Here is a 20237-nt window from a genome sequence, read left to right as displayed (position 1 = left end):
CGGTCAGCGGCCGGTGGAGCCGTCGATCAGTTCGCGGACGATGTCGGCGTGGCCCGCGTGCCGGCCGGTCTCCTCGATCATGTGCGTGAGCGCCCATCGCACGCTGGGGGCGGGGCGGCCCGGGCGCGGCAGGGGTGCGGCGGGATCGGTACAGCCGTCGAGGAGCGCGTCGGCGCGAGCGATCGCCTCGCGGTAGGCGGTGACGACATCGGTCACCGTTTCGGTCGGCGCGGCTCGGAAAGTGTCCTGCCAGTGGGTGACCCGATCACCGAGGAAGGTCGCTCGTTCTACGAAGGTCAGGTGGCGGAGCAGTCCGAGCAGGTTGGTTCCCGACGGCACCATCGCCGTCCGCACCTGCGGTTCCGGCGCGCCCTCGACCTTCGCGGCGATCGAGGATCGCAGATAGTCGAGGAAGCCGCGCAGCACCGCCAACTCGCTGTTACCGGTTCGCGGCGGCGGAGTGTCCTTGCGGCGCGAGGTCTTCGGCACGGGGTCTCCTTCTGTCGCACGGAACCCCAGTGTCGTGCGGCGCACCACGATCTGGCACGCGAAATTGCCGTTCCGGCAAAGCGTGGGCGAGTGAGCCACATCGGCCGAGAGGCCGGGTTCGACGGGTTGCGGGTCCACGCCACCCGCGGCTACCGCAGCAAACCGGAGTGCGCGGCGACGAGTATCGAGATTTTCGGTTACCGGGCCGATCCCAGCCGTCCGCGTCTCCGAATTCGTGACAGGTCAGCAACTCCGCAGCACCCCTTCGGGAGCCGAACGGTGATCGCCGGCCCCCTCCCGCTGACCCGCATCGCTCGTGAGTAGGACACATGGTCACCGATCCCAGCTCCGACATTCCCGCGCCCGAACCCGCAGCAGTGCCGGACCCGCCCGGGTGGGCGGCGCCGGCACTGCTACTGGCCCTGTTGATGCTCGGTGTGGACATCGTGGCGCTGATGCCGCTGGGCGGCTGGATGCGCGACTACGGGATCGGCCCGGTCTGCGCGATCTACCTGATCCATGTCCTGGCCTCGACCGGCCTCGCCGCGTGGACGATCGGCAAGCTGCACGTGTTCGAGTGGGACGCCGACGCCGGTTAGCTCAGCGTCTTCAGCGCGGCGGCGTCGTACGGCTTCAGTTCGTCGACCCGGCCCGCCAGGATCTTGGCGGCCCACTCCGGATCCTGCAGCAGCGCGCGACCGACGGCGACCATGTCGAACTCGTCGCGCTCGAGCCGGTCCAGCAGGTTGTCGAGGCTGCCGAGTTCGGCACCCTGGCCGCGGAAGGCGTGCAGGAAGTCGCCGTCGAGGCCGACCGAACCGACCGTGATGGTGGGCTTGCCGGTGAGCTTCTTGGTCCAGCCGGCCAGGTTCAGGTCCGAGTCGTCGAACTCGGGCAGCCAGTACCGGCGGGTGGAGGCGTGGAAGGCGTCGACTCCGGCCGCGGCCAGCGGGGCCAGGATCGCCTCCAGCTCCTGCGGGGTCTGCGCCAGCCGCGCGTCGTAGGCCTCCTGCTTCCACTGCGAGTAGCGCAGGATCACCGGGAATTCCGGTGAGACCACCGAGCGCACGGCCGCGACGATCTCGGCGACGAACCGGGTGCGGGCCACCGCGTCGCCGCCGTAGCCGTCGTCGCGGCGGTTGGTGCGCTCCCACAGGAACTGGTCGAGCAGGTAGCCGTGGGCGCCGTGCAGTTCGACGCCGTCGAAGCCGATGCGCTCGGCGGCCGCGGCGGACTCGGCGAAGGCGCCGATGACCTCGTCCAGGTCACGCTGGGTCATCGCCTTGCCCGCGCCCTCGGTGCCGTCGACGCGGATACCGGACGGGCCGACGGGCGGCGCGTCCACGAACGGCTGCTCGCCCTCGTTGCGGACCATGCCGATGTGCCACAGCTGCGGCACGATCGTGCCGCCCGCCGCGTGCACGTCCGCGGCGACCCGCGCCCAGCCCGCGAGCTGCTCCTCGCCGTGGAAGCGCGGCACCCGGTCGCTCTGCCCGGCCGATTCGTGGCCGACGTAGGTGCCCTCGGTGACGATCAGGCCGACACCCGCCGCGGCGCGGCGCGCGTAGTAGGACCGCACATCGTCGCCGGGCACCCCGCCGGGCGAGAACATGCGCGTCATGGGCGCCATCACGATGCGGTTCGGGACGGTCAGGCCGTTGAGCGTGACGGGCCGGGACAGGACCTCGGCGGTGCGCGAGGCGTCGGACGCGGTGACGATCACTGAGAACTCCTCATGGTTACTTGCCCATGTCGATGGTTGAGAACTTCAAGTATTGCCGCCACGCTAGAGGGAGATATTTGAGATAGTCAAGTTTCTGCGGCTAGGGTGTTCCCATGGCAGCAGCTCAGCACGACGATCCGGCCCAGCTCATGGAGCTGCTGTCGGTGTCGCTGGGCGTGTACTACCGGGACTTCACCGTCGCGGCGGCGAGCGAGAACCTCACCGCCAGCCAGGGCAAGACCCTGACGGTGCTGCGCCGCGGTCCGATCGCGATGCGCACGATGGCCGACTACCTGGCCTGCGACGCGTCCAATGTCACCGGCATCGTCAACCGGCTGGAGAAGCGCGGCCTGGTCCGCCGCGAGGCCAGCGCCTCCGACCGGCGCGTCACGCACCTGGTCATCACCCCCGAGGGCGAACGTGTCACCGACGCGATCCGCGCGAAGATGCACATCACCCACGACGGCTTGAACCGCCTCGACGAGGCGGACCGGGATCGCCTGAAAGAGTTGCTGGAGCGAGTCTTTCTCACCCGCTCCGAGTAACCCCGGCGATCGCCGGCCCATCCCTTACTCGACCGGTTCCGGCTGCTCGTCGCCCCATCCGGGTGGATCCAGCACGGTCGGCGCCACCGCGACCGGCCATGTCGTCCACGCGGCCGCCGCCGCGTGCTCCGCTACCTGTTCTCCCCAGCTCCACATCGTCTCGCTCCTCCCCTGAGCTGATCCGCGGGTGATTTCACGGTAAACGGGGATTCTTGCGATACGCCAATGATTTTCGGTGCCATGGACGAGCATCCGGGCCCGGTGACATGGTTCTCGCTGCCCGGGCGACCGCGCGGAGTCGGCTACGCTCGGGAGATGCCCGCACCCGAGGCTCCGCCACCGCGCAACGGCGCGGGACTCGCGGCGCTGGTACTCGGGATCGTGGCGTGCGCGTTCTCCTTCGTGCCCGGGTTCGGGGAGCTGGTCGCGGCGCCCGCGGCGGTCGCGTCGGTGGCGACGGCCTTCGTGGGGTGGGACCGGATCGAGCGGGGTGTCGCCACGAACCGGATGGACACCGTGGTGGGCGGGGTGCTCGGGGCTTTCGCGCTCGGGTCGACGCTGCTCGTCTACCTCGCCACGCACGGATAACGCGCGTAGCCGCGGGGTTGCCCGGGCGGCCTGGCACGGTGGAAGTCGAGTAGTCGAGTACGCATGTGCCCGTGGGTGCGGGGCGCCGACGATCGAGGGACTCGAACGCCATCAGCCCGTCTGCCGTCGACGACTCGAACCTCCAGCGGGCACAAGCGAGGAGGCCTCGCCATGACCATCCGGCCGGTGCACAGCTCATTCCCGGTTTCGTCGGGTTTCCGGACCCCTGATCGTCCCGATCACGAGGGTATCGATATCGCCGCGCCGATCGGTACACCGATCCTCGCGCCGGTCGACGCCGTCGTCGTCGAGGGCGCGGACCGGCCGCCGGGCGCGGTGAGCGGATTCGGTAACTGGGTGTGGCTCGATGCCCAGGACGGGCACGGCGTCGACCTCATCTTCGGGCACATGCGGCACGCGAGCATCCTGGTTAAGCACGGTGACCGGGTCCGGGCGGGCGAACAGATCGCGAGCGTGGGGTCCGAAGGCGAATCCACCGGCCCGCACCTGCATTTCGAGGTGTGGGGCCCGCCTGGACGCGTCGGCGGGCAGGCGCGCAATCCGCAGGGATTCCTCGCGGGCGCCGTCGATCCCGGCGCCCAGGTCGACACCGGCACCGAGACCGGCGACGACGCGTTCCCGCTGCCGCGCGGGTTCTACTTCGGCCCGCTGGAGGGGCCGGCCTCCTCGATCTCGGGACTGCACGGCAGCGAACGGCCCGAATGGATCGCGGGATTGAAGCGCTGGCAGCGCGCCCAGCGGGTGGCCGAGACCGGCGTCTACGACGACGCGACCGCCGACGCGGCGCGCGCGGTGCAGTTCGCGCACGGTTTCGTCCCGGACGGGCTGATCGGTCCGGCGACCTGGCAGGCCGGCCTCACCGGCGACACGGCGGGCACCACCACCGGAGCGCGCCCGCGGACGCTGCACCTGGTCGACCACGCCGCCGCGCGTCCCGGAGCCAGGGCGGTCCGCGCCGACGGCTATCACGGCGCGGTGCGCTACCTGGTGGACTCCCCCGAGCGCGGCCTGATCAACAAGAAGCTGCTGCCCGAGGAAGCCGCCGGCTATCTCGAGCTGGACATGCCGCTGGTCAGCAACTGGCAGAAGGGAAAGAACGCCACCGCCGACTGGCGTCGCGGCTTCGACGGCGGCGTCGCCGACGCCAGGGCCGCCGACGACTGGCACCGGCACTGCGGTGGACCGGCGGGGGCGCCGATCTTCTTCTCCATCGACGACGATCTGTCGCTGGCGGAATGGAACAGCATGGCCAGCCACTACCTGCGAGGCGCCGCGTCGGTGCTGGGCAAACAGCGGGTGGGCGCCTACTGCAAGTTCCTCGCGTGCGAGTGGGCGGTGCAGGACGACGTCGTGGGCACCTGCCGCGACGGCAGCGGCAAACGCTTTCTGTGGCAACCGAACACGTGGCTCAACGGCCGCCCACTGGGTACGGTCTCCGAGCACGCCTGCCTGTTCCAGCGCCTCATCCACCCGCGTGATCATGTGACGGTCGCGGGGATCAATGTCGATGTCAACGACACCCTGACCGCCGACTTCGGGCAGTGGCAGTTCGCCGCGGAACCGGTGGTCCCGGAGCCCGAACCCGTCGTGCCCGACCGGATCTCGGTGCGGGAACCGGAGGGCTACGAGATCGCCTGGCATCCCGGTCCCGGCTCGCGTGCGGGCCACGGCCCGTACAAGCGGATCTACCTGCACACCACCGAGAATCAGGACTGGATCGGCCGCGCCGAGAACGTTGCCGACGGGCAGGCCGTCCGGCGGGACGGGTCGTATCACTACATCGTCGACGACAACCACATCATCCAGACGGTCACCACCAAGAACGCCGCCTGGGGTGTGCCGGTACGCGGCGTGGACGACGGCAACCACGACTCGGTGCACATCGCCATGGTCGGCACCTCCGGCGCGATTCCGCGGTGGACCGGGGAGAACCCCAACCGGGAGACGAATCCGAAAACGCGGCAGGGGTGGCTCGAGCACGACAAGATGCTCGACATGGTGGCCTTCACCGTCGCCACCGTGTCCACCGAGCACGGCATCCCGATCGAGCGGGTCGACATCGCCGGCGTCGGCGACGACCGGCACGGGGTGTCCAGTCACAACAACTACACCTTCGGGTCGGTGCGGCTGAAGGGTTTCAAGGACGGCACGCACTGGGATGTGCCCGACTCTTTCCCCTACGACGTCGTCCTCGCCGCGGCGAAGCAGTACGCGGCGCTGCCGGTGGATCCGGACCGGTTCCCGCTGCCGAGCGGGCACTACTGGGGTCCGCTGTCGGGACCGGCCGAGTCGTGGTCGAACCGGTTCGGCAACGAACCGCAGGCCTCGATCGACGGGCTGCGCCGCTGGCAGACCCTCCTCGGTATCCCGCCGACCGCTGTCTACGACGACGCCACCCGCGACGCGGCGATCGCGATGCAGCAGGCCAAGGGCTGGCCGGTGAGTGGTCACGTCTTCGCGGGCGAGTGGTACGGCGTGGTCAAGGACGGCTGGCGACTCGACGCCCCGCGCCGGTTCGCTCCGAGCGCGCGCAAGGTCACCGACGCCACCGGGCCCGGCCACACCGACCGTTTCGGTATGGCCGCCACCGATCTGGGCGTGATGACCCGCACGCCGTCGGGCCGGATCCTGGCCGTCTTCGGCGACACCTTCCGCGACCCGATGGTCGGCGGCGACGACTGGCGCGCACCGGTCGCCCTGTACTCCGACACCACCCGCCTCGACGACGGCATCGTCTGGCACGAGGCCGCAGGCGCGGATTCGAACTATGCCCGGCAGCTGTGGCCCTACGAGCACACCGACGGCCGGACCGTGCTGCCCTCCGACGTGATCACCATCGGGCCCGACATCTTCCTGCACGTGATGATCAACCAGGGCCTGGGCAACGTCGTGCGCACCGAGATCTGGCGGTCCGGTGACGACGGGAAGTCGTGGCAGCCCACCGGTGCCCGCTTCGACGCCGGTCTGCACGGCGGCTTCGCGCAACTGTGGACCTGGGAACGCGACGACGACGGCTGGGTCTATGTGTTCTCCACCGGATTCCAGCGCGACAAGGGACTCATCCTGCGCCGCGTGCGCGAGGACCGCATCACCGACCCGGGCGCCTACGAAGGGTGGGGCTGGCGCGACGGCCGTTGGGGCTGGGGCAATCCGCCGACACCGGTCCTCGAACGCGAACCCTCCGCGGAGAAGTTCGGTGAGCTGTGCCTGCGCAAGATCCAGAACAAGTGGGTGCTGGTGAATTTCGACGCCTCCACCACCGGCGGCTACGACATCGACCTGCGCCTGCTCGACTCCCCCACCGACAATCTCTACCTGGCCCGCAAGACCACCCCGCTGCGTGGTTCGGCCTGGGGCGACGAGGGCAACGACCGCATCGCCCAGCTCTACGGACCCAGCATCGTTCCCGGTTCCACCCTCGACAACCTGCACCTGCTGGTCTCGCAGTGGAACACCGCCGCCGGATGGCCTTACCGCGCCATGCAATTCGAGATCCCGAGGCCATGAGAACCCGCGCAGCCCGGTGGGCGGCCGCGATCGTGACGATCGCGGCCGTCACCGCCGGGTGCGCGGTCGCGCAGTCGCCGGATCCGGACTTCTCAGTGTCGATGCCGGCGTCCGCGCGAGTCACCACGCCGCCGGCCCGAGGCGACCGTGGCGAGATGGGTGTGCTGCCCGGACCACGCACCGAACCCAGGGAAACCGGAAATCCGTTCACCGGTTTCGATCGGGTCGACGCCCGGACCCGGGAATTCGTCGAGGTCGCCGCCACCTGGCACGCGCCACCATCGCTGAATGTGGACGAAACACGGCACATAGCACTGACCCTCGGCAGTGGGAACGCCCTACAGACCCAGGTCGCGGACGCGCTGGAAGGCACCGCACCGACCAGTGCGGGCACCCTCGCCGTAGGGTCGGCGGTCCGGGTCACGCTGCTGGTGAACGAATCCGACGCCGAGGTCACCCCGGACGGCGCGGTCGACGCGTCGACCGGCACCGAGGTCGACATGCGCTGGATGTGGCAGCTCCGGCCGAAGCATCCGGCCTCGGCGCTGTTGCTGACGGCGCATGTCGAGATCCCGCTCGGGGACGAGCATGTCATCAGCAGCTATCTCGGGCTGCGGCTGCCGGTGCATCGCACCTTCGGCTACACGGCGGGTCAGGTCTTCACGAATTGGGCGACCTGGTCGGCCATCGTCGTCAGCGTGTTCGCCGCATCCGGCTGGCTCCTGCACCGACGCTTCACGCCCACCGATCAGGCTCCGGTGCCGCGGCCGTCGGCAATCGCCGGGTCCGATCCGCGTAGGCGTACCGGTCCGCTGACCCGCAGGCGTCCTACCGGCGTGAGCGGCCGAGGCCGTCGCCCCGGACGACGGTGAGTGGTAGATTCGGTATCGGCTCGCCGCGCCCGCTTCTCACGCGGGCAGCACTGTTCCAGCGGCCGACATTCAGGATTCGACGATCGCGGACGTCCGCGATCCCCGGCGACCGTTCCACACGGCGAACCGATCCGAACCAGACCCAGCACAGCGGCCGGTCCGGCGTGGGTCGGGGCGGCCGCGGAAGGAGCGACTCCGATGACTGCTCAGACCGGCACCGAGCGAGAACTGCTCGAGACCATGATCGACCAGGCGCGCGCCGACCTCATCGGCACGGTGCGCGGCCTGTCCGAAACCGACGCCCGGCGACGGCTCGTGCCGTCGCTGACCACCCCGATCACCCTGATCAAACACGCCGCGTACGCCGAGCGCATGTGGTTCCAGCGCACCCTCGGCGGGCTCACCGACGAGGAGTGCGACGGGCCGCTGTGGGCGCACGGCGGTTTCCACGTCGACGACGACGAGACCGTGGCGGCGGTGATCGCCGAATTCGAACGTGCCAGTGCCCGAGCACGATCCGTCGCGGCGGGCATTCCCCTCGACGCCACGCGCGAGCACCCGCGGATGGGTGTGGTCAGCCTGCGCTGGATCTATCAGTTCATGGCCGCCGAGTTCGCCCGGCACGCGGGCCACGGCGACATCCTGCGCGAACAGATCGAAGCGGGCGGCTGACGACCACGGATCGGCTCCCGCACCGGGGACGCGGCAGCTTCTTCCGGGTGTTCGACAACCGTGCCGGCGCGCCCGCGATAGGACGGCGCCGTGCTTCCCGAGGAACAGGGCATGATCGATCTGGCGCTGGTGTGGGAGCCGTTCGGCGGACCGCCGAGCGAGGAACTCCTGGTCCGGTTCGGCATCTCCCCCGCGGAGTTCCGTACCCGGGTGTGCCGCATCCTGAACTCCCGGGGCAGCCAGGTCGACGCGCCGTTGCGCCGGCACGCGCGCTGGGCGCTGCGCTCCTACCACCTGGCGCCACAGCCCCGCCGCTGATTTTCCACCCAGATCCCTTTGCCCGGTGGCATCGCCGGGCGAAGGGACTTCCCGACCCGGTCGGCGGATTCACCCCGCTGCGGGCGGCTGCCAGGTCGCGGGGAGCACGCCCACGCGGATACGCTGCGGATGGTCGCCGACCGGCGTCGAGGTGATCTTCTGCCCGGTCGCGAAATCGATGGCCGTCACCACGTCGGCATTGCTCTCGGAGATGACGCAGGCCTTGCCGTCGCCGCTCACCGTCGCCCAGTAGGGCTTGGCCGCGGGCACCAGCGGGCCCTCCCGCAGGGTGTCGACGTCGACCACGGTGGCGTACTCGTCCATGGTTCCGGCGATGCACAGCTTGTCCCCGGACGGCTGCATCGCCATGCCGTGGTGGCGGGAGTCGTTGACGAAAGTCAGCCGGTCCGAACTCGTTTCGGGATTCTTCGGCAGTTCCTTCAGCCGGGTGATGCGGTCGGACTCGATGTCGTATTCGAGAAAGCCGTTGAAGAACGACACCTGGAAGTACAGCATGGACTCGTCGGGACTGAAGGCCACCGGACGAACCGCGTCGGACAGGTCGCGGCGGCCGAACGCGTCCAGCCGCTCCCGCATGTCGATGACCTTGATCGGCCGGTAGGTCCGGGCGTCGACGACGGTGATCTTGCGGTCGCCCTTGGTGGCGTCGAGTTCCGGGCTGTCCAGCGGGGTGTTCACCTCACCGATGGCCATGTTCCAGATCTGGCCGTTCGCGGTGAAGACGTTCTCGTGCGGCTTGTCGCCTGTACCGAATCTGCCCAACTCCGTGCCGGTTTCGATGTCCAGCACGTGCACGGTGTTGCTCGTGGACGCCGAGACCGCGACGCGCGTACCGTCCGGGGACACCGCCATATGGTCGGCGCGGTTGCCCGAGACCGGGAATCGCCACTTCAGCGCCCCGGTCGCGGTGTCGATCGCGGCGACATCGGCGAAACTCGGCCGGGAGACAACGATCTCGGCGCCGTCGGACGTGGTGTACATGTCGTCGACGTATTGGTCGCGGCCCTCACCGACGGTGATCCGGATGCCGAGGAAGAAGCCCAGGCGCAGCGGATCGCGGTAGATCTCGCGCAGGCGCTCTTCCTTGTCGGGAACCAGGTCGATCCGGCCGAGCTCGGCGAAGTCGCCGGTGGACCGGATGACGGCGGCGGTACCTTCCCAGTTGTTGCCGACCAGCATGATCTGCTGCAGACCGGCGGCGGACGCGGTGTCGCCCATCTCGACGGCGAACGTCGCGCACAGGGCGGTGGCGAGGACAGCCGAGGTGAGGCTACGGCAAGACATCCAGGGGGACATGGGATTCCTTTCGAGAACTTCGCAGGAATATATTCGCGATGCGGTGCCGCGGCCATGGCCCCGGACGGAACGGCCGGAAATCCCCCGTTCACTGTCCGCTTCCGCCCCGGCGGCGTCGCGTCGAAGATGTCCGGTTTCACCCCCCTACCATTCCGGTCGTGCCCTTATCACTCCCGTGTCGAGCCGGTTGAATTCCGTCGGTATTCGCAGTGAACGGAGGGTTCATGGTCACGAAAGAAACAGCGACGGCACCGAATCGGGTGTGCGTGATCGGCGCGGGGCCGGCGGGACTGTCCGCGGCACGGGCGCTCCAGCGGCTCGGAATCCCCTACGACCAGTTCGAGCGGCACTCGGACGTGGGTGGGATCTGGGACCTGGACAACCCCGGCACCCCGATGTATGAGTCCGCTCATTTCATCTCCTCGCGCAAAACCTCGGGGTTCTTCGACTTCCCGATGCCGGACAGCTATCCGGACTATCCCGGGAACCGCCAGATCCTGGCCTACACGCGGTCGTTCGCCGACGCGTACGGGTTGCGGGATTCCATCCAGTTCTCGCGGGCGGTCCGCGAGGTCCGGCAGGCGGAGACCGGCTGGCGGGTCGTGCTCGACGACGGCACCGAACACGCCTACCGGGCGGTGATCTGCGCGACCGGGGTCACCTGGGCGCCCCGGATGCCCCGGCACCCCGGTGAGTTCGCCGGGGAGATCCGCCATTCCTCGTCCTATCGCAGCGCGCTCGAATTCCGGGGCAAACGCGTGCTGATCATCGGCCTGGGCAATTCCGGCGCCGATATCGCCTGTGACGCGGCCGCCAACGCCGAGGCCGCCTTCGTCAGTGTCCGGCGCGGCTACCATCTCATCCCCAAGCACCTGTTCGGCGTTCCCACCGACCAACTCGCCAACGAGGGTCCCGCGTTGCCGCTGCGTTTCGAGCGGCCGTTCTTCCGGGCGCTGCTGCGGCTGATGCAGGGCGACCTGACCCGATACGGACTTCCGAGACCGGACCACAAACTGTTCGAATCGCATCCGCTGCTCAACAGTCAGCTGGTGCATCACCTGCAGCACGGCGATGTCGCGATCCGGCCCGATATCGACCGGTTCGAGGGCGACACGGTCCATTTCACCGACGGCAGCAGCGAAGAGGTGGACCTGATCCTCTACGCGACCGGTTACGACTGGGAAATCCCCTACGCCGAAGGATATTTCGACTGGGCCGACGGACGCCCGGATCTCTACCTGTCCGTCTTCAATCGCGAGTACCGGAATCTGTTCGGCCTGGGCTATATCGAGATCAACTCGAGCGCCTACACACTGTTCGATCACCTCAGCAATATCGTCGCGCAATACCTGCACGACCAGGACCACGCACCGCGGCGCGCGGCCGAATTCGACGAACTCATCCGGACCGATCGGCCGAAGCTCGACGGCGGGATCAGGTTCCTGGCCTCGCCCCGCCACCGTGCCTATGTCGACGCGCACGCCTACCACGCCTATCTGCGCACGGTGCGGGACCGGATGGGCTGGCAGCACCTGGTTCCCGGAATCTTCGCCGACGTCCGGCGGCGCGCACTCGCGGCGGTGCGGGGATGAGGTGCCTGGTCACCGGCGCGACCGGATTCGTCGGCGCCAATCTGGTCCGCGAGCTCCTCGCGGCCGGACACGAGGTCACCGCGACGGGCATGCCCGGCTCACCGACCCGGTGGCTGGACGATCTCCCGGTGACCATCGACCTGGCCGACCTCACCGCGGCCGGTACCGCGCGACGGCTCGTCGAGGGCCAGGACTGGGTTCTGCACGTGGCGGGCGATACCTCTACCTGGTCCGGGCTGGCCGAGCGGCGGCGGTTGGTCAACTCGGTCGTCCCCGCGGTACTGGCCGATGCCGCCCTGGCTGCGGGAGTGCGGCGGTTCCTGCACACGAGCACCACCGACGTCCTCGGCTATTTCCCCGACGGCAGCCCGGTCGACGAGGACGGCGGCTCGCACCTGTTCACCGGCATCGGATACCACTACGCCGACACCAAACTCGCCGGGGAGGTCGCGGTGCGGCGGCGGCTGGACCGCGGTCTCGATCTGGTCGTCGTCTATCCGGGATTCATGATCGGGCCGTTCGACTTCACCTTGCAGATCGGCCGGGTCATCCGGGCGATGCAGCGGGGCGAGCGCTACCCCTGTCCGCCGGGCACGACCTCCTGGTGCGATGTCCGGTCGGTCGCGCGCGGCATGGTCGCCGCGGTGGAGTCCGGAAACACGGGCGAGAGTTACATCCTCGCCGGTGTCAACAGCAGCTACCACGAGGTGTTCACCCGCATCGCCACCCTCGTCGGCGCGCGCAAGACGCCGATGCGGCTGCACCGGCACCTGCTCTCGGCGGCGGGCGCCGTCGGCGACCTGACCGGCCTGCTCACCCGTTCAGCGCCCGGGATCGACTCCGGGCTGGCGCGGTACCTGTCGCTGCCGCAGGCCGCGTCCAGCGTCAAAGCCACCCGGGAAATCGGCTACCACCCCGGCGAGATCACGGCCGCGATCAGCGATGCCGCGCGGTGGTACGAGCTGAACATGCCGGCCTGACCCAGGCTTCCCCACCGACCCCGCACGCGCTCGGGTCGGCACGTAGTCGTCCTAGTCCTATGAAAGCAGTTGCAGCCCATGGCCATACGCCACCAGGAATTCACGCGCAGATCTCTGCTGACCGGAGCCGCCACCGTTACCGCGGCGGCCGGTCTCACGGTGGCGGTCGGGCGCGGAGCCGGCGCCGATCCGGTCGACCCCGGCGCGTATCTCGTCGGTTGCGGCATCGCCGACGCCACGGGCGCGGTCGCCGGACAGGGGACCATGGGCTATTCCGACCCCGAGATCGTCGCCGAGGGTCTGCTCATGCGGACCTGGGTGCGCGCCTTCATCATCGTCGACCAGGCCACCGGCGGGCGGGTCGCGTTCGTGACCGCCGATATCGCGTGCGTGTTCCAATCCGTGCATCTGGCCGTGATGCAGCGCCTCGCCCAGCGCTTCGGTGACCTCTACACCGAACGCAACGTAAATCTCAACGCCACCCACAACCACAGCTCGTGTGGCGGCACGGCGCGCGAATACGCGCACTCGCTCGCCGCCTACGGTTTCCAGCGGAATTCACACGAGGCCGAGGTCGCCGGTTTCGTGGCGGCGATCGCCGCCGCCCACGAGAACCTGGCTCCCGGTGCGCTGCTGCTGGGCCGCGGCGAACTGCACGACGCGAGCGCCAACCGGGCCCGCGTGGCGTTCGACCTGAATCCGCCCGAGGACAAGGCCTGTTTCCCCGGAGCGAACGACCCCGCGGTCACGGTGCTGCGGCTGCAGCAGGGCGGCCGGGACGTCGGTGCGATCTCCTGGTTCGCCACGCACGGCACGTCGCTGACCGACCGGTTCCGGCTCATCGCCGGAGAGAACAAGGGCTTCGCCAGTTATCGCTGGGAACATGACGAGCACGGCGTCCGGCCCGGCGAGCGGCGGCCGGGTTTCGTCGCGGCGTTCCCCCAGACCAATGCCGGGGACATGACGCCCAATCTGCACCTGACCCCGTGGCGGCCGTCCGGCCCCACCGACGACAATGTGCTCAATTGCGCGATCATCGGCGAACGGCAATATCAGGCCGCACGGACCGCGTTCGACGGGGCGCGGCCCATGCTGACCTCCGGCGTGGATGCCGCCGTCCGGTATCTCGACCTGGGCGATACGCGGATCGACGGCGCCTACACCCCGGACGGCCTGCCCGCCCGGACCACGCCCGCGATGATGGGAATCACGCTGGCGGCCAACAAGTCCACCGACAACTACCACCACATCGTGCCCGTGCTCGAAGAGGGCGTGACCAACCCGCTGGTCGACACACTCGGCGGGATGGACGCGCCGATCATGCAGTGGATGCGGGACGCGCAGGCGCCGAAGCTGATACTGGTCCCGCTCGGCCTGCTCCCGCCGCGCCCCTGGGTACCCGGTGTCGTCGCGGTCCAGGTGTTGCGCATCGGCGACCTGGTGCTCGCGGCAGGACCCGCGGAGTTCACCATCGTGGCCGGGCTCCGGATCCGGCGCGTGGTGGCCAGGGCGCTGGGGACCGCCGTGGAGAACGTACTCGTGCAGGGTTACGCGAACGGGTACACGGGCTACGCCGTGACGCCCGAGGAGTACGACTCGCAGCAATACGAGGGCGGCCATACCCTCTACGGCCGGTACACCCTCCCGGCCTACATGCAGGAATTCGACCGGCTCGCACGGGCATTGGCGTCGCGGACCGCCCTGGGCCGCGGACCCGCGCCGCTGGACTGGACCTCGGGACCGCAGCCGAATCTGCTGCCGCCGGTGCCGGCCGACGAGCCGATCGCGGGCCGGGCCTTCGGTGACGTCCGGGTCGCGCCACCGGACAGCGTGAGCGCGGGTGACGACGTCGTCGTCGAATTCGTCGGTGCCCATCCGGCCAACGATTTCCACACCGGGGGAACATATTTCGAGATCCAGCGGGACGCTGGTGGGTCCTGGCCGACAGTCTTCGACGACAACGACTGGTGTACCCGGTTCACCTGGTCCCGGCCCGAGGGGCAGCAGGCCGCCTCGGTGATCCGCGTGCACTGGTCGGTGCCGGAGTCGACCGAACGGGGCCGCTACCGTGTGGTCTATCACGGAGACAGCAAGGACGCGGCGGGCCGGCTGACACCGTTCACGGGCACCTCACCCGAGTTCAGCGTCCGGTGAGCGGACCCCGGTCTCGATCGGCGGCGCGACGGGCAGCGCTCGGTGGGTGACCGGTCCACCGGATGTAGGCGCGGCGGAATTCCCGGAGGTCGCTGTAGCCGACCTCCTGGGCGATCCCCCCGATGGTGAGGTCGGATTCCTGGAGCAGGAAGCGTGCGCGCCGTTCCCGCACCCGGTCGCGCAGATCGCTGAAACTCGCGTCCTCGGTGGCGAGTTGCCTGCGCAGCGTGCGTTCGGTGACATGCAGGTGCGCGGCCACCTGCGCCATGGTGAGGCCGGAGCGCAGGTCGCGTTCCAGGACGGTCTCGACCGCGGTGGTGATCGTCGGCCCCTGCCTGCCGATGTCGAGCAGGCGGCGGCAGGCCTCCACGGCGATGGTTCGGGTCTGCTCGCTGCGGGTGGGAAAGGGCAGCGCCAGCTCGGCGGCGGGCAGCACCAGGCGGCTGGCGCTCGCCGAGAACACGATCGGGCACCGGAAGAAGCCGTAGTACTGCTTCACATAGGGGGGTGGCGCGTAGGCCAGGTCGACCCGCAGCGGCGACCATTCGCGCCCGAAGACGGACCGCAGGAACACCACGGTGCTCGCGATGGCCTCCTCGCACAGGAACCGGAGCAGCCGTGGCTCCGGCCATCGTTCGCGCATGCGCAGCGCCACCTCCCGGCCCAGGTTCTCGACCTCGAGATCCATCAGGCTGCCCGATGCCTCGTGCAGTTCCAGGCCCACCGCCAGCGCCTCGGCCACGGTGGCGCAGGAGCGCATCGCGACACCGAGCATGCCCATCGACAGCAGCATGTCGCGGCCGCCGACCTGCATCCCCAGGGATCGGTCGGGCATGTCGTCGAGGGCGCGCCGCAGGACGTCGGCGGCCTGGCGGAACGAGACCTTGACCGTGGCCGCGGTCAGCAGCTGCGTCACGTCGAGACCGGTGCCGGCGAACCATGCCGCGGTGTCGCGGCCCTCCCGCTGCCCGATCTCGACGACACCGGTCAGCACCGCGGGCGGAATCGTCGGGGAATCCAATCTCATACTCATCGCATCCCCATCGTGGTGGTCGCGGGCGACCGGCTTGCAGCGCTGGGCCGACCGGTCGGCATTTCGGACCACTTCTGGCCGGTTTCGCCCCTGACCTGCGGGCATGATACCGGCCATCCGGCCACCCGCGGCGAGTTTCGGCCGCCGGTCGCGGCCCGGACTCCCCGGCGCCGGTCCGCTGGTTTACGGTGCGGTCGATCGGGACGATGATCTGCACATGAGCACACTGTGGTTCGTCGTCGTCCTGGTCGCCGGGATTCTCGCGGTGCTGGTGGTCGCCATGATTCCGGTCGTCGTGTGGCTGCGGCGCCGTGGTGACCGGATCACCGCGGACATGGCCGACGACCTACGTCACGAGACGGTGCTGCGCGCGCCGGAGCGGGCGCTCTACCGTGGCGCGACCGCGCCGGGGTTTCCGGCGGTCAAGGGTAACGGGGTGCTGGCCCTGACTACCTCGGCGGTGCACTTCCGGCCTTATGCCGGAACGGCTTTCGTGATCCCGGTGGCCGAGGTTCGGTCCACCCGCGAAGCGAAGGTGTTCCGGGGTGCGGTGACCGGTGGGCGGACACATCTTGTCGTCGGGACACGAGCGGGCGAGGTCGCGTTCTTCGTCGCCGACACCGCGGCATGGTTGCGGGACGTCGAGGAGGTGGCGGCCGCGGCGGGATCGTGAGTGCCGTCCGGGTCACCGGGCGCGGTGGACCGGCGGTGGGGTCCACGCGCCGGTGAGGGCCTGCGGTTTCGGGGCGTAGAGGCGCAGGGTGATGCCGAGGGGGCCGATGGGGGCCGGGAGCCAGTTGGACCGGCCGTCGGGGCCGGGGTCGGTGTGGGAGACGAGGATGTCCAGGGAGCCGTCGGGGTTCGGGCGCAGGTCGTCACGATCGCCGATCGCGAAGCGGTTCAGCGCGTTCGGGGTCTGGAAGCCTTCGGCGTCGTACATCGTCACCGACCAGAATCCGTCCACGGGCGGGAGGGCGTCGGCGTCGAAGTGCAGGGTGTAGTCGTTGTCGCCGACCAGCGGTTTGCCTTCGGAATCGGCGACCAGCAGCGGGTAGATGGCGTCCTCGGGTGGGTTGGCGCCGAGCCCGACCTGGGTGACCATCGCGCGCCGCAGGTAGTCGTTGCCGTACACGCCGGTGGCGATGCGCACCCAACCGTCGACCGGCGTGGTGAGTGTCGTGGGCGCGGCGGCGATGGTGGCGCGAGCGTCGGCGACACCGGCCTCGAGCTGCGCGCGCTCGGCGGGCGAGAACCGGGCGGCGTCGAAAGGTCGGCCGGGCACGATGCCCAGGTGCGCGATCCGCGCGAGCTGGGAGAAATCGGTGAGGTGGGGCGGGTTCTGCGCGAGTGCGGCGGCGCCGCGGACGAAGAAGTCGATCGGCTCCAGACCGTCCACCAGACGCAACGGCTCCACCGTGGTGTCCACGCCGGGATCCGGTTCGAACGGTGCGCGCGGACCGATCTCGACGATCTCGAGCCCGTCCTGGAAGGCGTTGACCGCGGCGTAGTCGGCGGGACCGTTCGTCTGCGGGCGCCCGATGATCCAGACATGCGGCGTCGGGGCCTGGATGACCGGCAGCCCGGCCGGAACGTCGCCCGTGTACCCGGGGCCGACCAGTAGGTAGTCCTGGGCCGCCGTGCCGGTGGTACGTGCTCCCGGATTCGCGAACACATCGGTCCACGCGTCGAGGATGGGCAGCATGTAGTAGCGCCCGCCGCTGTCGGGAATGTGGATCCGGACCGGGCCGTCGACGAGGTCGATCCACGCGCTGGAGTACAGCGTGTCGAAGTTGGGGCGCACGACCGCGCGGAACTCGGCATCCGGGAAGGTCCGGATGTGATGGAACCGGTTCGGCGGACCGAATCCGGGTTTGTCCGCCGCCGAGCCGTTGATCTGCTGACGCCGGGTGGCATCCATCGTCACCAGCGGATACAGGTACACATACGCTTCGCGGCTCAGCGTTCGCAGATCGTCGGACAATATGGACATGGCCCCTCCATCACGGTGGATTGTGGCGATCCGAGCACCGGTTCCGACGGTAGGGCGAGGACCGGCCGGCGGACCTCATCCGTTTCGGATGAAGCAAACCTCACCATACAAACTATGAGCAGAATGTATGGTTACAGTTCATGACCGCTACACCGCCGCGCCCGAAGCACCTCGATTCGCCGATGCTGCCGAAGATCTTCAAGCTCATGAGCACGGTGCAGGTGTGGGTGTTCCGGCGCACCGGCGGGCGGATCGGCGGGACATGGCGGGTGGGCGCGGGATTCCGGAAGCCGGTACCCACCCTGCTGCTCGAGCATCGCGGCCGGCGGTCGGGGGCCGAGTACACCACCCCGCTGCTGTTTCTCGCCGACGGCGCCGACACGGTCGTGGTGGCGTCGCAGGGCGGGTTGTCCACGCATCCGCAGTGGTACCGCAATCTGTGCGCCACGCCCGACACCTTCGTGCAGATCGGCCGCGAGCGAATCGCGGTCCGCGCGGTGACCGCCGATCCGGCGCAGCGCGCGCGGTTGTGGCCGATCCTGGTCGAGCTCTACGCCGACTTCGAGGCGTATCAGGCCTGGGCCGACCGGGAGATCCCGGTGGTGATCCTGCGCCCGCGCGCGGCCTGAGTCAGCGACCGGTCCGCAGCCGGACCCCGGCGCGGTCTCCGGCCTCGAGCCCCTCGGCCCGCAGCACCGGCTTCTTCATCGGCAGCACGTAGGTGCCGCGCGCCTTGTCCGGGAACAGCGAGGTCGACCAGGTGGTGCCGCCGACCGTCACGGTCACCGGGACCGCGCCGAAGCCCGGCCCGCTGCGCGGGTGACGGTCGGCGATCTCGTCGGCGACCGGCTCGGGTAGCGCGACGAAGTGCCAGGTTCCCGCCGGGGCCTGCCACACCTCGGCGGTGAACTCGAACTCCTGCGAACTCATGGCGGGCAGCGTAGCGCCGGGGTCCGACGCGAATCGGTTCCCTCAGGAATCCAGGCGGGCGAGCACCTCGGCGGCAGCGCGGTGACCCGATCGGACGGCGCCGTCCATGTAGCCGTTCCAGACGTCGGCGGTTTCCGCGCCCGCCCAGTGGATGCGGCCGACCGGTTCGGCCAGGGCCGCCCCGAACTGGGTCCACACCCCGGCGCCCAGCCTGCCGCCGTAACAGCCGCGCGTGTATTCCTCGTCCATCCAGTTCATTTCGACGTAGTCGATCGGCGCGGCGGCCGCGGGACCGAACAGCTTCGTCAGCGCCGCGACGGCGGCGGCCCGGCGTTCGTCCGCGCTCCACTGCGCCGCGACGCGCGCGTGCGCGCCTTCGAAGAAGCCGACGAGCACGCCGCAGGAGCCGTCCGGCGGGGAGTTGTCGACGGTGACGCACAGCGCGTCGTCGAAGTCGAAGGCGAATCCGCTGAGGCCGTCGGCCCGCCAGAACGGGGTCGGATAGGCGACCTGGATCTTGATCACCGAACCCATCGGGATCTGCTGGGTGAGCCCGTCGCGCGCCGCGGGCATCGCCGGCTGGTATCGCAGCCGGCCCGCCAGCGTCGGCGGGATCGCGACGACCACCCGCTCGGCGGTGACCGTGCCGCCGTCGTAGGACACACGCACCCCCTGAGCGTCCTGGGCGATCGTGTGCACGGGGGCGTCGAGGGTGACCACCTCGGGACCGAGCTCGGCGGCGAGCCGCTCCGAGATCTGGTGTGTGCCACCGACGATCCGCAGTTCCTGCGCGCCGCCGGTGACGCCGACGAGGATGTCGAGCATGCCCGCGGACTTGATGTAGAACAGGAAATGCAGCAGCGACAGCTCCGCGGACTCCGCCGAGAACAGCGCGGGCACCACCGCCGCCCAGAACGCCAGCGCCTCGGCATTCGTGGTGTTCGCGCGCAGCCACTCGTCGAGCGTGCCGCGGTCCAGTTCGGCGGCCCGCGGTGAGGCCCAGGGCGCCGACAGCGACACCGTCTCGGCGATCGCCTCCAATTCGGCCTGCAGCCTGCCCACCTCCATGGCCGCCGACTCCGAGAGGCCGAAGGTCTCGTCGCCGTAGCGGGTGACGGCGCCGTTGTACAGCGTCACCGATTCGCCGGTGTCGTACGTCGGGAACGTCTCGAGGCCGAGTTCGGTGACCAGTTTCAGCACCTCGGTCTGGGTCTGCCCGATCCACTGGCCGCCGAGTTCCACCGGCACGCCGTTCGACAACGTGCCCCCATGATTGCGGCCGGCGACCCGGTCCCTGGCCTCGAGCACCCGCACGCTGCGCCCGGCGGCGCGCAGCGTGCGCGCCGCGGTCAACCCGGCGAGCCCGGCACCTACCACCACTACATCGACATCAGTCATGATCCCTCGCAAATCTCGGTCGGCTGTCCGACTGTAAGATAGGTCACGACAGTGAGGTGTGCAAGAGTTGTCGGGAATTTCGCGTACCGGTCAGACGAGGAGCAACCC

The 20237-nt window shown here is 69.5% G+C and carries 20 protein-coding genes; 12 read left to right on the top strand and 8 right to left on the bottom strand.

Going from position 1 to position 20237, the window contains the following annotated elements; genetic code table 11:
• Nucleotides 1-3 precede the first annotated feature (3 nt).
• Nucleotides 4-489 carry a DinB family protein gene (locus EL493_RS16320; RefSeq protein WP_019050452.1) on the bottom strand — a complete coding sequence of 162 codons (486 nt, stop codon included), beginning with the start codon at nucleotides 487-489 and terminating at the stop codon, nucleotides 4-6.
• Nucleotides 490-818: 329 nt separating this feature from the next.
• Here EL493_RS16320 and EL493_RS16315 point away from each other — a divergent pair, with 329 nt between their 5' ends.
• Complete coding sequence (locus EL493_RS16315) at nucleotides 819-1088, top strand: hypothetical protein (protein ID WP_019050451.1); 270 nt, start codon at nucleotides 819-821, stop codon at nucleotides 1086-1088.
• On the opposite strand, the gene EL493_RS16310 is transcribed toward EL493_RS16315, so the two are convergent.
• Nucleotides 1085-2212 carry an NADH:flavin oxidoreductase gene (locus EL493_RS16310; protein ID WP_019050450.1) on the bottom strand — a complete coding sequence of 376 codons (1128 nt, stop codon included), beginning with the start codon at nucleotides 2210-2212 and terminating at the stop codon, nucleotides 1085-1087. The genes EL493_RS16315 and EL493_RS16310 overlap by 4 nt on opposite strands.
• 113 nt (nucleotides 2213-2325) lie before the next feature.
• On the opposite strand from EL493_RS16310, the gene EL493_RS16305 reads away from it, so the two are divergent.
• Nucleotides 2326-2757 (top strand): MarR family winged helix-turn-helix transcriptional regulator, encoded by a 432-nt coding sequence (locus EL493_RS16305; protein WP_022565708.1) that lies wholly within the window; start codon nucleotides 2326-2328, stop codon nucleotides 2755-2757.
• 24 nt (nucleotides 2758-2781) lie between these two features.
• On the opposite strand, the gene EL493_RS33570 is transcribed toward EL493_RS16305, so the two are convergent.
• Entirely contained in the window at nucleotides 2782-2913 is a 132-nt protein-coding gene (locus EL493_RS33570) for a hypothetical protein (RefSeq protein WP_267890430.1), read from the bottom strand.
• A gap of 159 nt (nucleotides 2914-3072) precedes the next feature.
• Between EL493_RS33570 and EL493_RS16300 the strand changes: the two genes are divergently transcribed.
• From EL493_RS16300 to EL493_RS16275, 5 genes are all read left to right on the top strand, one after another.
• Nucleotides 3073-3345 carry a hypothetical protein gene (locus tag EL493_RS16300; protein WP_030203072.1) on the top strand — a complete coding sequence of 91 codons (273 nt, stop codon included), beginning with the start codon at nucleotides 3073-3075 and terminating at the stop codon, nucleotides 3343-3345.
• 171 nt (nucleotides 3346-3516) lie between these two features.
• Complete coding sequence (locus tag EL493_RS16290; protein WP_019050447.1) at nucleotides 3517-6873, top strand: DUF4185 domain-containing protein; 3357 nt, start codon at nucleotides 3517-3519, stop codon at nucleotides 6871-6873.
• A complete protein-coding gene (locus tag EL493_RS16285) occupies nucleotides 6870-7745 on the top strand; it encodes a hypothetical protein (protein WP_019050446.1) in 876 nt (291 codons plus the stop codon). Before EL493_RS16290 ends, EL493_RS16285 begins: the two co-directional genes overlap by 4 nt.
• Before the next feature lie 198 nt (nucleotides 7746-7943).
• Nucleotides 7944-8417 (top strand): DinB family protein, encoded by a 474-nt coding sequence (locus tag EL493_RS16280; protein ID WP_019050445.1) that lies wholly within the window; start codon nucleotides 7944-7946, stop codon nucleotides 8415-8417.
• Between the two features lie 90 nt (nucleotides 8418-8507).
• Entirely contained in the window at nucleotides 8508-8735 is a 228-nt protein-coding gene (locus EL493_RS16275) for a hypothetical protein (RefSeq protein ID WP_019050444.1), read from the top strand.
• A 69-nt stretch (nucleotides 8736-8804) separates the two neighbouring features.
• Here the strand turns inward: EL493_RS16275 and EL493_RS16270 are convergent, their stop codons facing one another.
• Nucleotides 8805-10040, bottom strand: coding sequence for a YncE family protein (locus tag EL493_RS16270; RefSeq protein WP_198041075.1), 1236 nt, complete (start codon nucleotides 10038-10040; stop codon nucleotides 8805-8807).
• Nucleotides 10041-10276: 236 nt separating this feature from the next.
• Between EL493_RS16270 and EL493_RS16265 the strand changes: the two genes are divergently transcribed.
• From EL493_RS16265 to EL493_RS16255, 3 genes are all read left to right on the top strand, one after another.
• Nucleotides 10277-11644, top strand: coding sequence for a flavin-containing monooxygenase (locus EL493_RS16265; protein WP_022565712.1), 1368 nt, complete (start codon nucleotides 10277-10279; stop codon nucleotides 11642-11644).
• Nucleotides 11641-12624, top strand: a complete 984-nt coding sequence (locus tag EL493_RS16260) for an NAD-dependent epimerase/dehydratase family protein (RefSeq protein ID WP_019050441.1) — start codon at nucleotides 11641-11643, stop codon at nucleotides 12622-12624. Before EL493_RS16265 ends, EL493_RS16260 begins: the two co-directional genes overlap by 4 nt.
• Before the next feature lie 78 nt (nucleotides 12625-12702).
• Complete coding sequence (locus EL493_RS16255; protein WP_019050440.1) at nucleotides 12703-14778, top strand: neutral/alkaline ceramidase; 2076 nt, start codon at nucleotides 12703-12705, stop codon at nucleotides 14776-14778.
• On the opposite strand, the gene EL493_RS16250 is transcribed toward EL493_RS16255, so the two are convergent.
• Nucleotides 14765-15805, bottom strand: a complete 1041-nt coding sequence (locus EL493_RS16250; RefSeq protein WP_030203089.1) for an AraC family transcriptional regulator — start codon at nucleotides 15803-15805, stop codon at nucleotides 14765-14767. The two genes, EL493_RS16255 and EL493_RS16250, sit on opposite strands and share 14 nt — an antisense overlap.
• A 223-nt stretch (nucleotides 15806-16028) precedes the next feature.
• Here EL493_RS16250 and EL493_RS16245 point away from each other — a divergent pair, with 223 nt between their 5' ends.
• The gene (locus EL493_RS16245; protein ID WP_022565714.1) at nucleotides 16029-16484 is read left to right on the top strand and encodes a hypothetical protein; all 456 of its coding nucleotides are present in this window, start codon (nucleotides 16029-16031) and stop codon (nucleotides 16482-16484) included.
• A gap of 12 nt (nucleotides 16485-16496) precedes the next feature.
• On the opposite strand, the gene EL493_RS16240 is transcribed toward EL493_RS16245, so the two are convergent.
• Nucleotides 16497-17801, bottom strand: coding sequence for a DUF1254 domain-containing protein (locus EL493_RS16240; protein WP_022565715.1), 1305 nt, complete (start codon nucleotides 17799-17801; stop codon nucleotides 16497-16499).
• Between the two features lie 140 nt (nucleotides 17802-17941).
• Here EL493_RS16240 and EL493_RS16235 point away from each other — a divergent pair, with 140 nt between their 5' ends.
• Complete coding sequence (locus EL493_RS16235) at nucleotides 17942-18430, top strand: nitroreductase family deazaflavin-dependent oxidoreductase (RefSeq protein ID WP_030203092.1); 489 nt, start codon at nucleotides 17942-17944, stop codon at nucleotides 18428-18430.
• A gap of 1 nt (nucleotide 18431) precedes the next feature.
• Here EL493_RS16235 and EL493_RS16230 read toward each other — a convergent pair whose 3' ends face one another.
• Together EL493_RS16230 and EL493_RS16225 are read right to left on the bottom strand one after the other, a co-directional pair.
• Nucleotides 18432-18731 carry a DUF1905 domain-containing protein gene (locus tag EL493_RS16230; protein WP_019050435.1) on the bottom strand — a complete coding sequence of 100 codons (300 nt, stop codon included), beginning with the start codon at nucleotides 18729-18731 and terminating at the stop codon, nucleotides 18432-18434.
• A 42-nt stretch (nucleotides 18732-18773) separates the two neighbouring features.
• Nucleotides 18774-20129 carry a flavin monoamine oxidase family protein gene (locus EL493_RS16225; RefSeq protein WP_030203095.1) on the bottom strand — a complete coding sequence of 452 codons (1356 nt, stop codon included), beginning with the start codon at nucleotides 20127-20129 and terminating at the stop codon, nucleotides 18774-18776.
• Nucleotides 20130-20237 lie beyond the last annotated feature (108 nt).

This window comes from Nocardia asteroides (assembly GCF_900637185.1).
Classification (GTDB): domain Bacteria; phylum Actinomycetota; class Actinomycetes; order Mycobacteriales; family Mycobacteriaceae; genus Nocardia; species Nocardia asteroides.
The sequence above is the reverse complement of the archived record's forward strand: the minus strand, read 5'-3'. Positions and strand labels throughout refer to the sequence as shown.

Bases quoted from the DNA above. Each gene is read 5' to 3' on its own strand.
- EL493_RS16315 (WP_019050451.1), top strand. From the start codon at position 819: ATGGTCACCGATCCCAGCTCCGACATTCCCGCGCCCGAACCCGCAGCA.
- EL493_RS16305 (WP_022565708.1), top strand. From the start codon at position 2,326: ATGGCAGCAGCTCAGCACGACGATCCGGCCCAGCTCATGGAGCTGCTG.
- EL493_RS33570 (WP_267890430.1), bottom strand. From the start codon at position 2,913: ATGTGGAGCTGGGGAGAACAGGTAGCGGAGCACGCGGCGGCGGCCGCG.
- EL493_RS16300 (WP_030203072.1), top strand. From the start codon at position 3,073: ATGCCCGCACCCGAGGCTCCGCCACCGCGCAACGGCGCGGGACTCGCG.
- EL493_RS16290 (WP_019050447.1), top strand. From the start codon at position 3,517: ATGACCATCCGGCCGGTGCACAGCTCATTCCCGGTTTCGTCGGGTTTC.
- EL493_RS16285 (WP_019050446.1), top strand. From the start codon at position 6,870: ATGAGAACCCGCGCAGCCCGGTGGGCGGCCGCGATCGTGACGATCGCG.
- EL493_RS16280 (WP_019050445.1), top strand. From the start codon at position 7,944: ATGACTGCTCAGACCGGCACCGAGCGAGAACTGCTCGAGACCATGATC.
- EL493_RS16270 (WP_198041075.1), bottom strand. From the start codon at position 10,040: ATGTCTTGCCGTAGCCTCACCTCGGCTGTCCTCGCCACCGCCCTGTGC.
- EL493_RS16265 (WP_022565712.1), top strand. From the start codon at position 10,277: ATGGTCACGAAAGAAACAGCGACGGCACCGAATCGGGTGTGCGTGATC.
- EL493_RS16260 (WP_019050441.1), top strand. From the start codon at position 11,641: ATGAGGTGCCTGGTCACCGGCGCGACCGGATTCGTCGGCGCCAATCTG.
- EL493_RS16255 (WP_019050440.1), top strand. From the start codon at position 12,703: ATGGCCATACGCCACCAGGAATTCACGCGCAGATCTCTGCTGACCGGA.
- EL493_RS16250 (WP_030203089.1), bottom strand. From the start codon at position 15,805: ATGAGATTGGATTCCCCGACGATTCCGCCCGCGGTGCTGACCGGTGTC.
- EL493_RS16245 (WP_022565714.1), top strand. From the start codon at position 16,029: ATGAGCACACTGTGGTTCGTCGTCGTCCTGGTCGCCGGGATTCTCGCG.
- EL493_RS16240 (WP_022565715.1), bottom strand. From the start codon at position 17,801: ATGTCCATATTGTCCGACGATCTGCGAACGCTGAGCCGCGAAGCGTAT.
- EL493_RS16235 (WP_030203092.1), top strand. From the start codon at position 17,942: ATGACCGCTACACCGCCGCGCCCGAAGCACCTCGATTCGCCGATGCTG.
- EL493_RS16230 (WP_019050435.1), bottom strand. From the start codon at position 18,731: ATGAGTTCGCAGGAGTTCGAGTTCACCGCCGAGGTGTGGCAGGCCCCG.
- EL493_RS16225 (WP_030203095.1), bottom strand. From the start codon at position 20,129: ATGACTGATGTCGATGTAGTGGTGGTAGGTGCCGGGCTCGCCGGGTTG.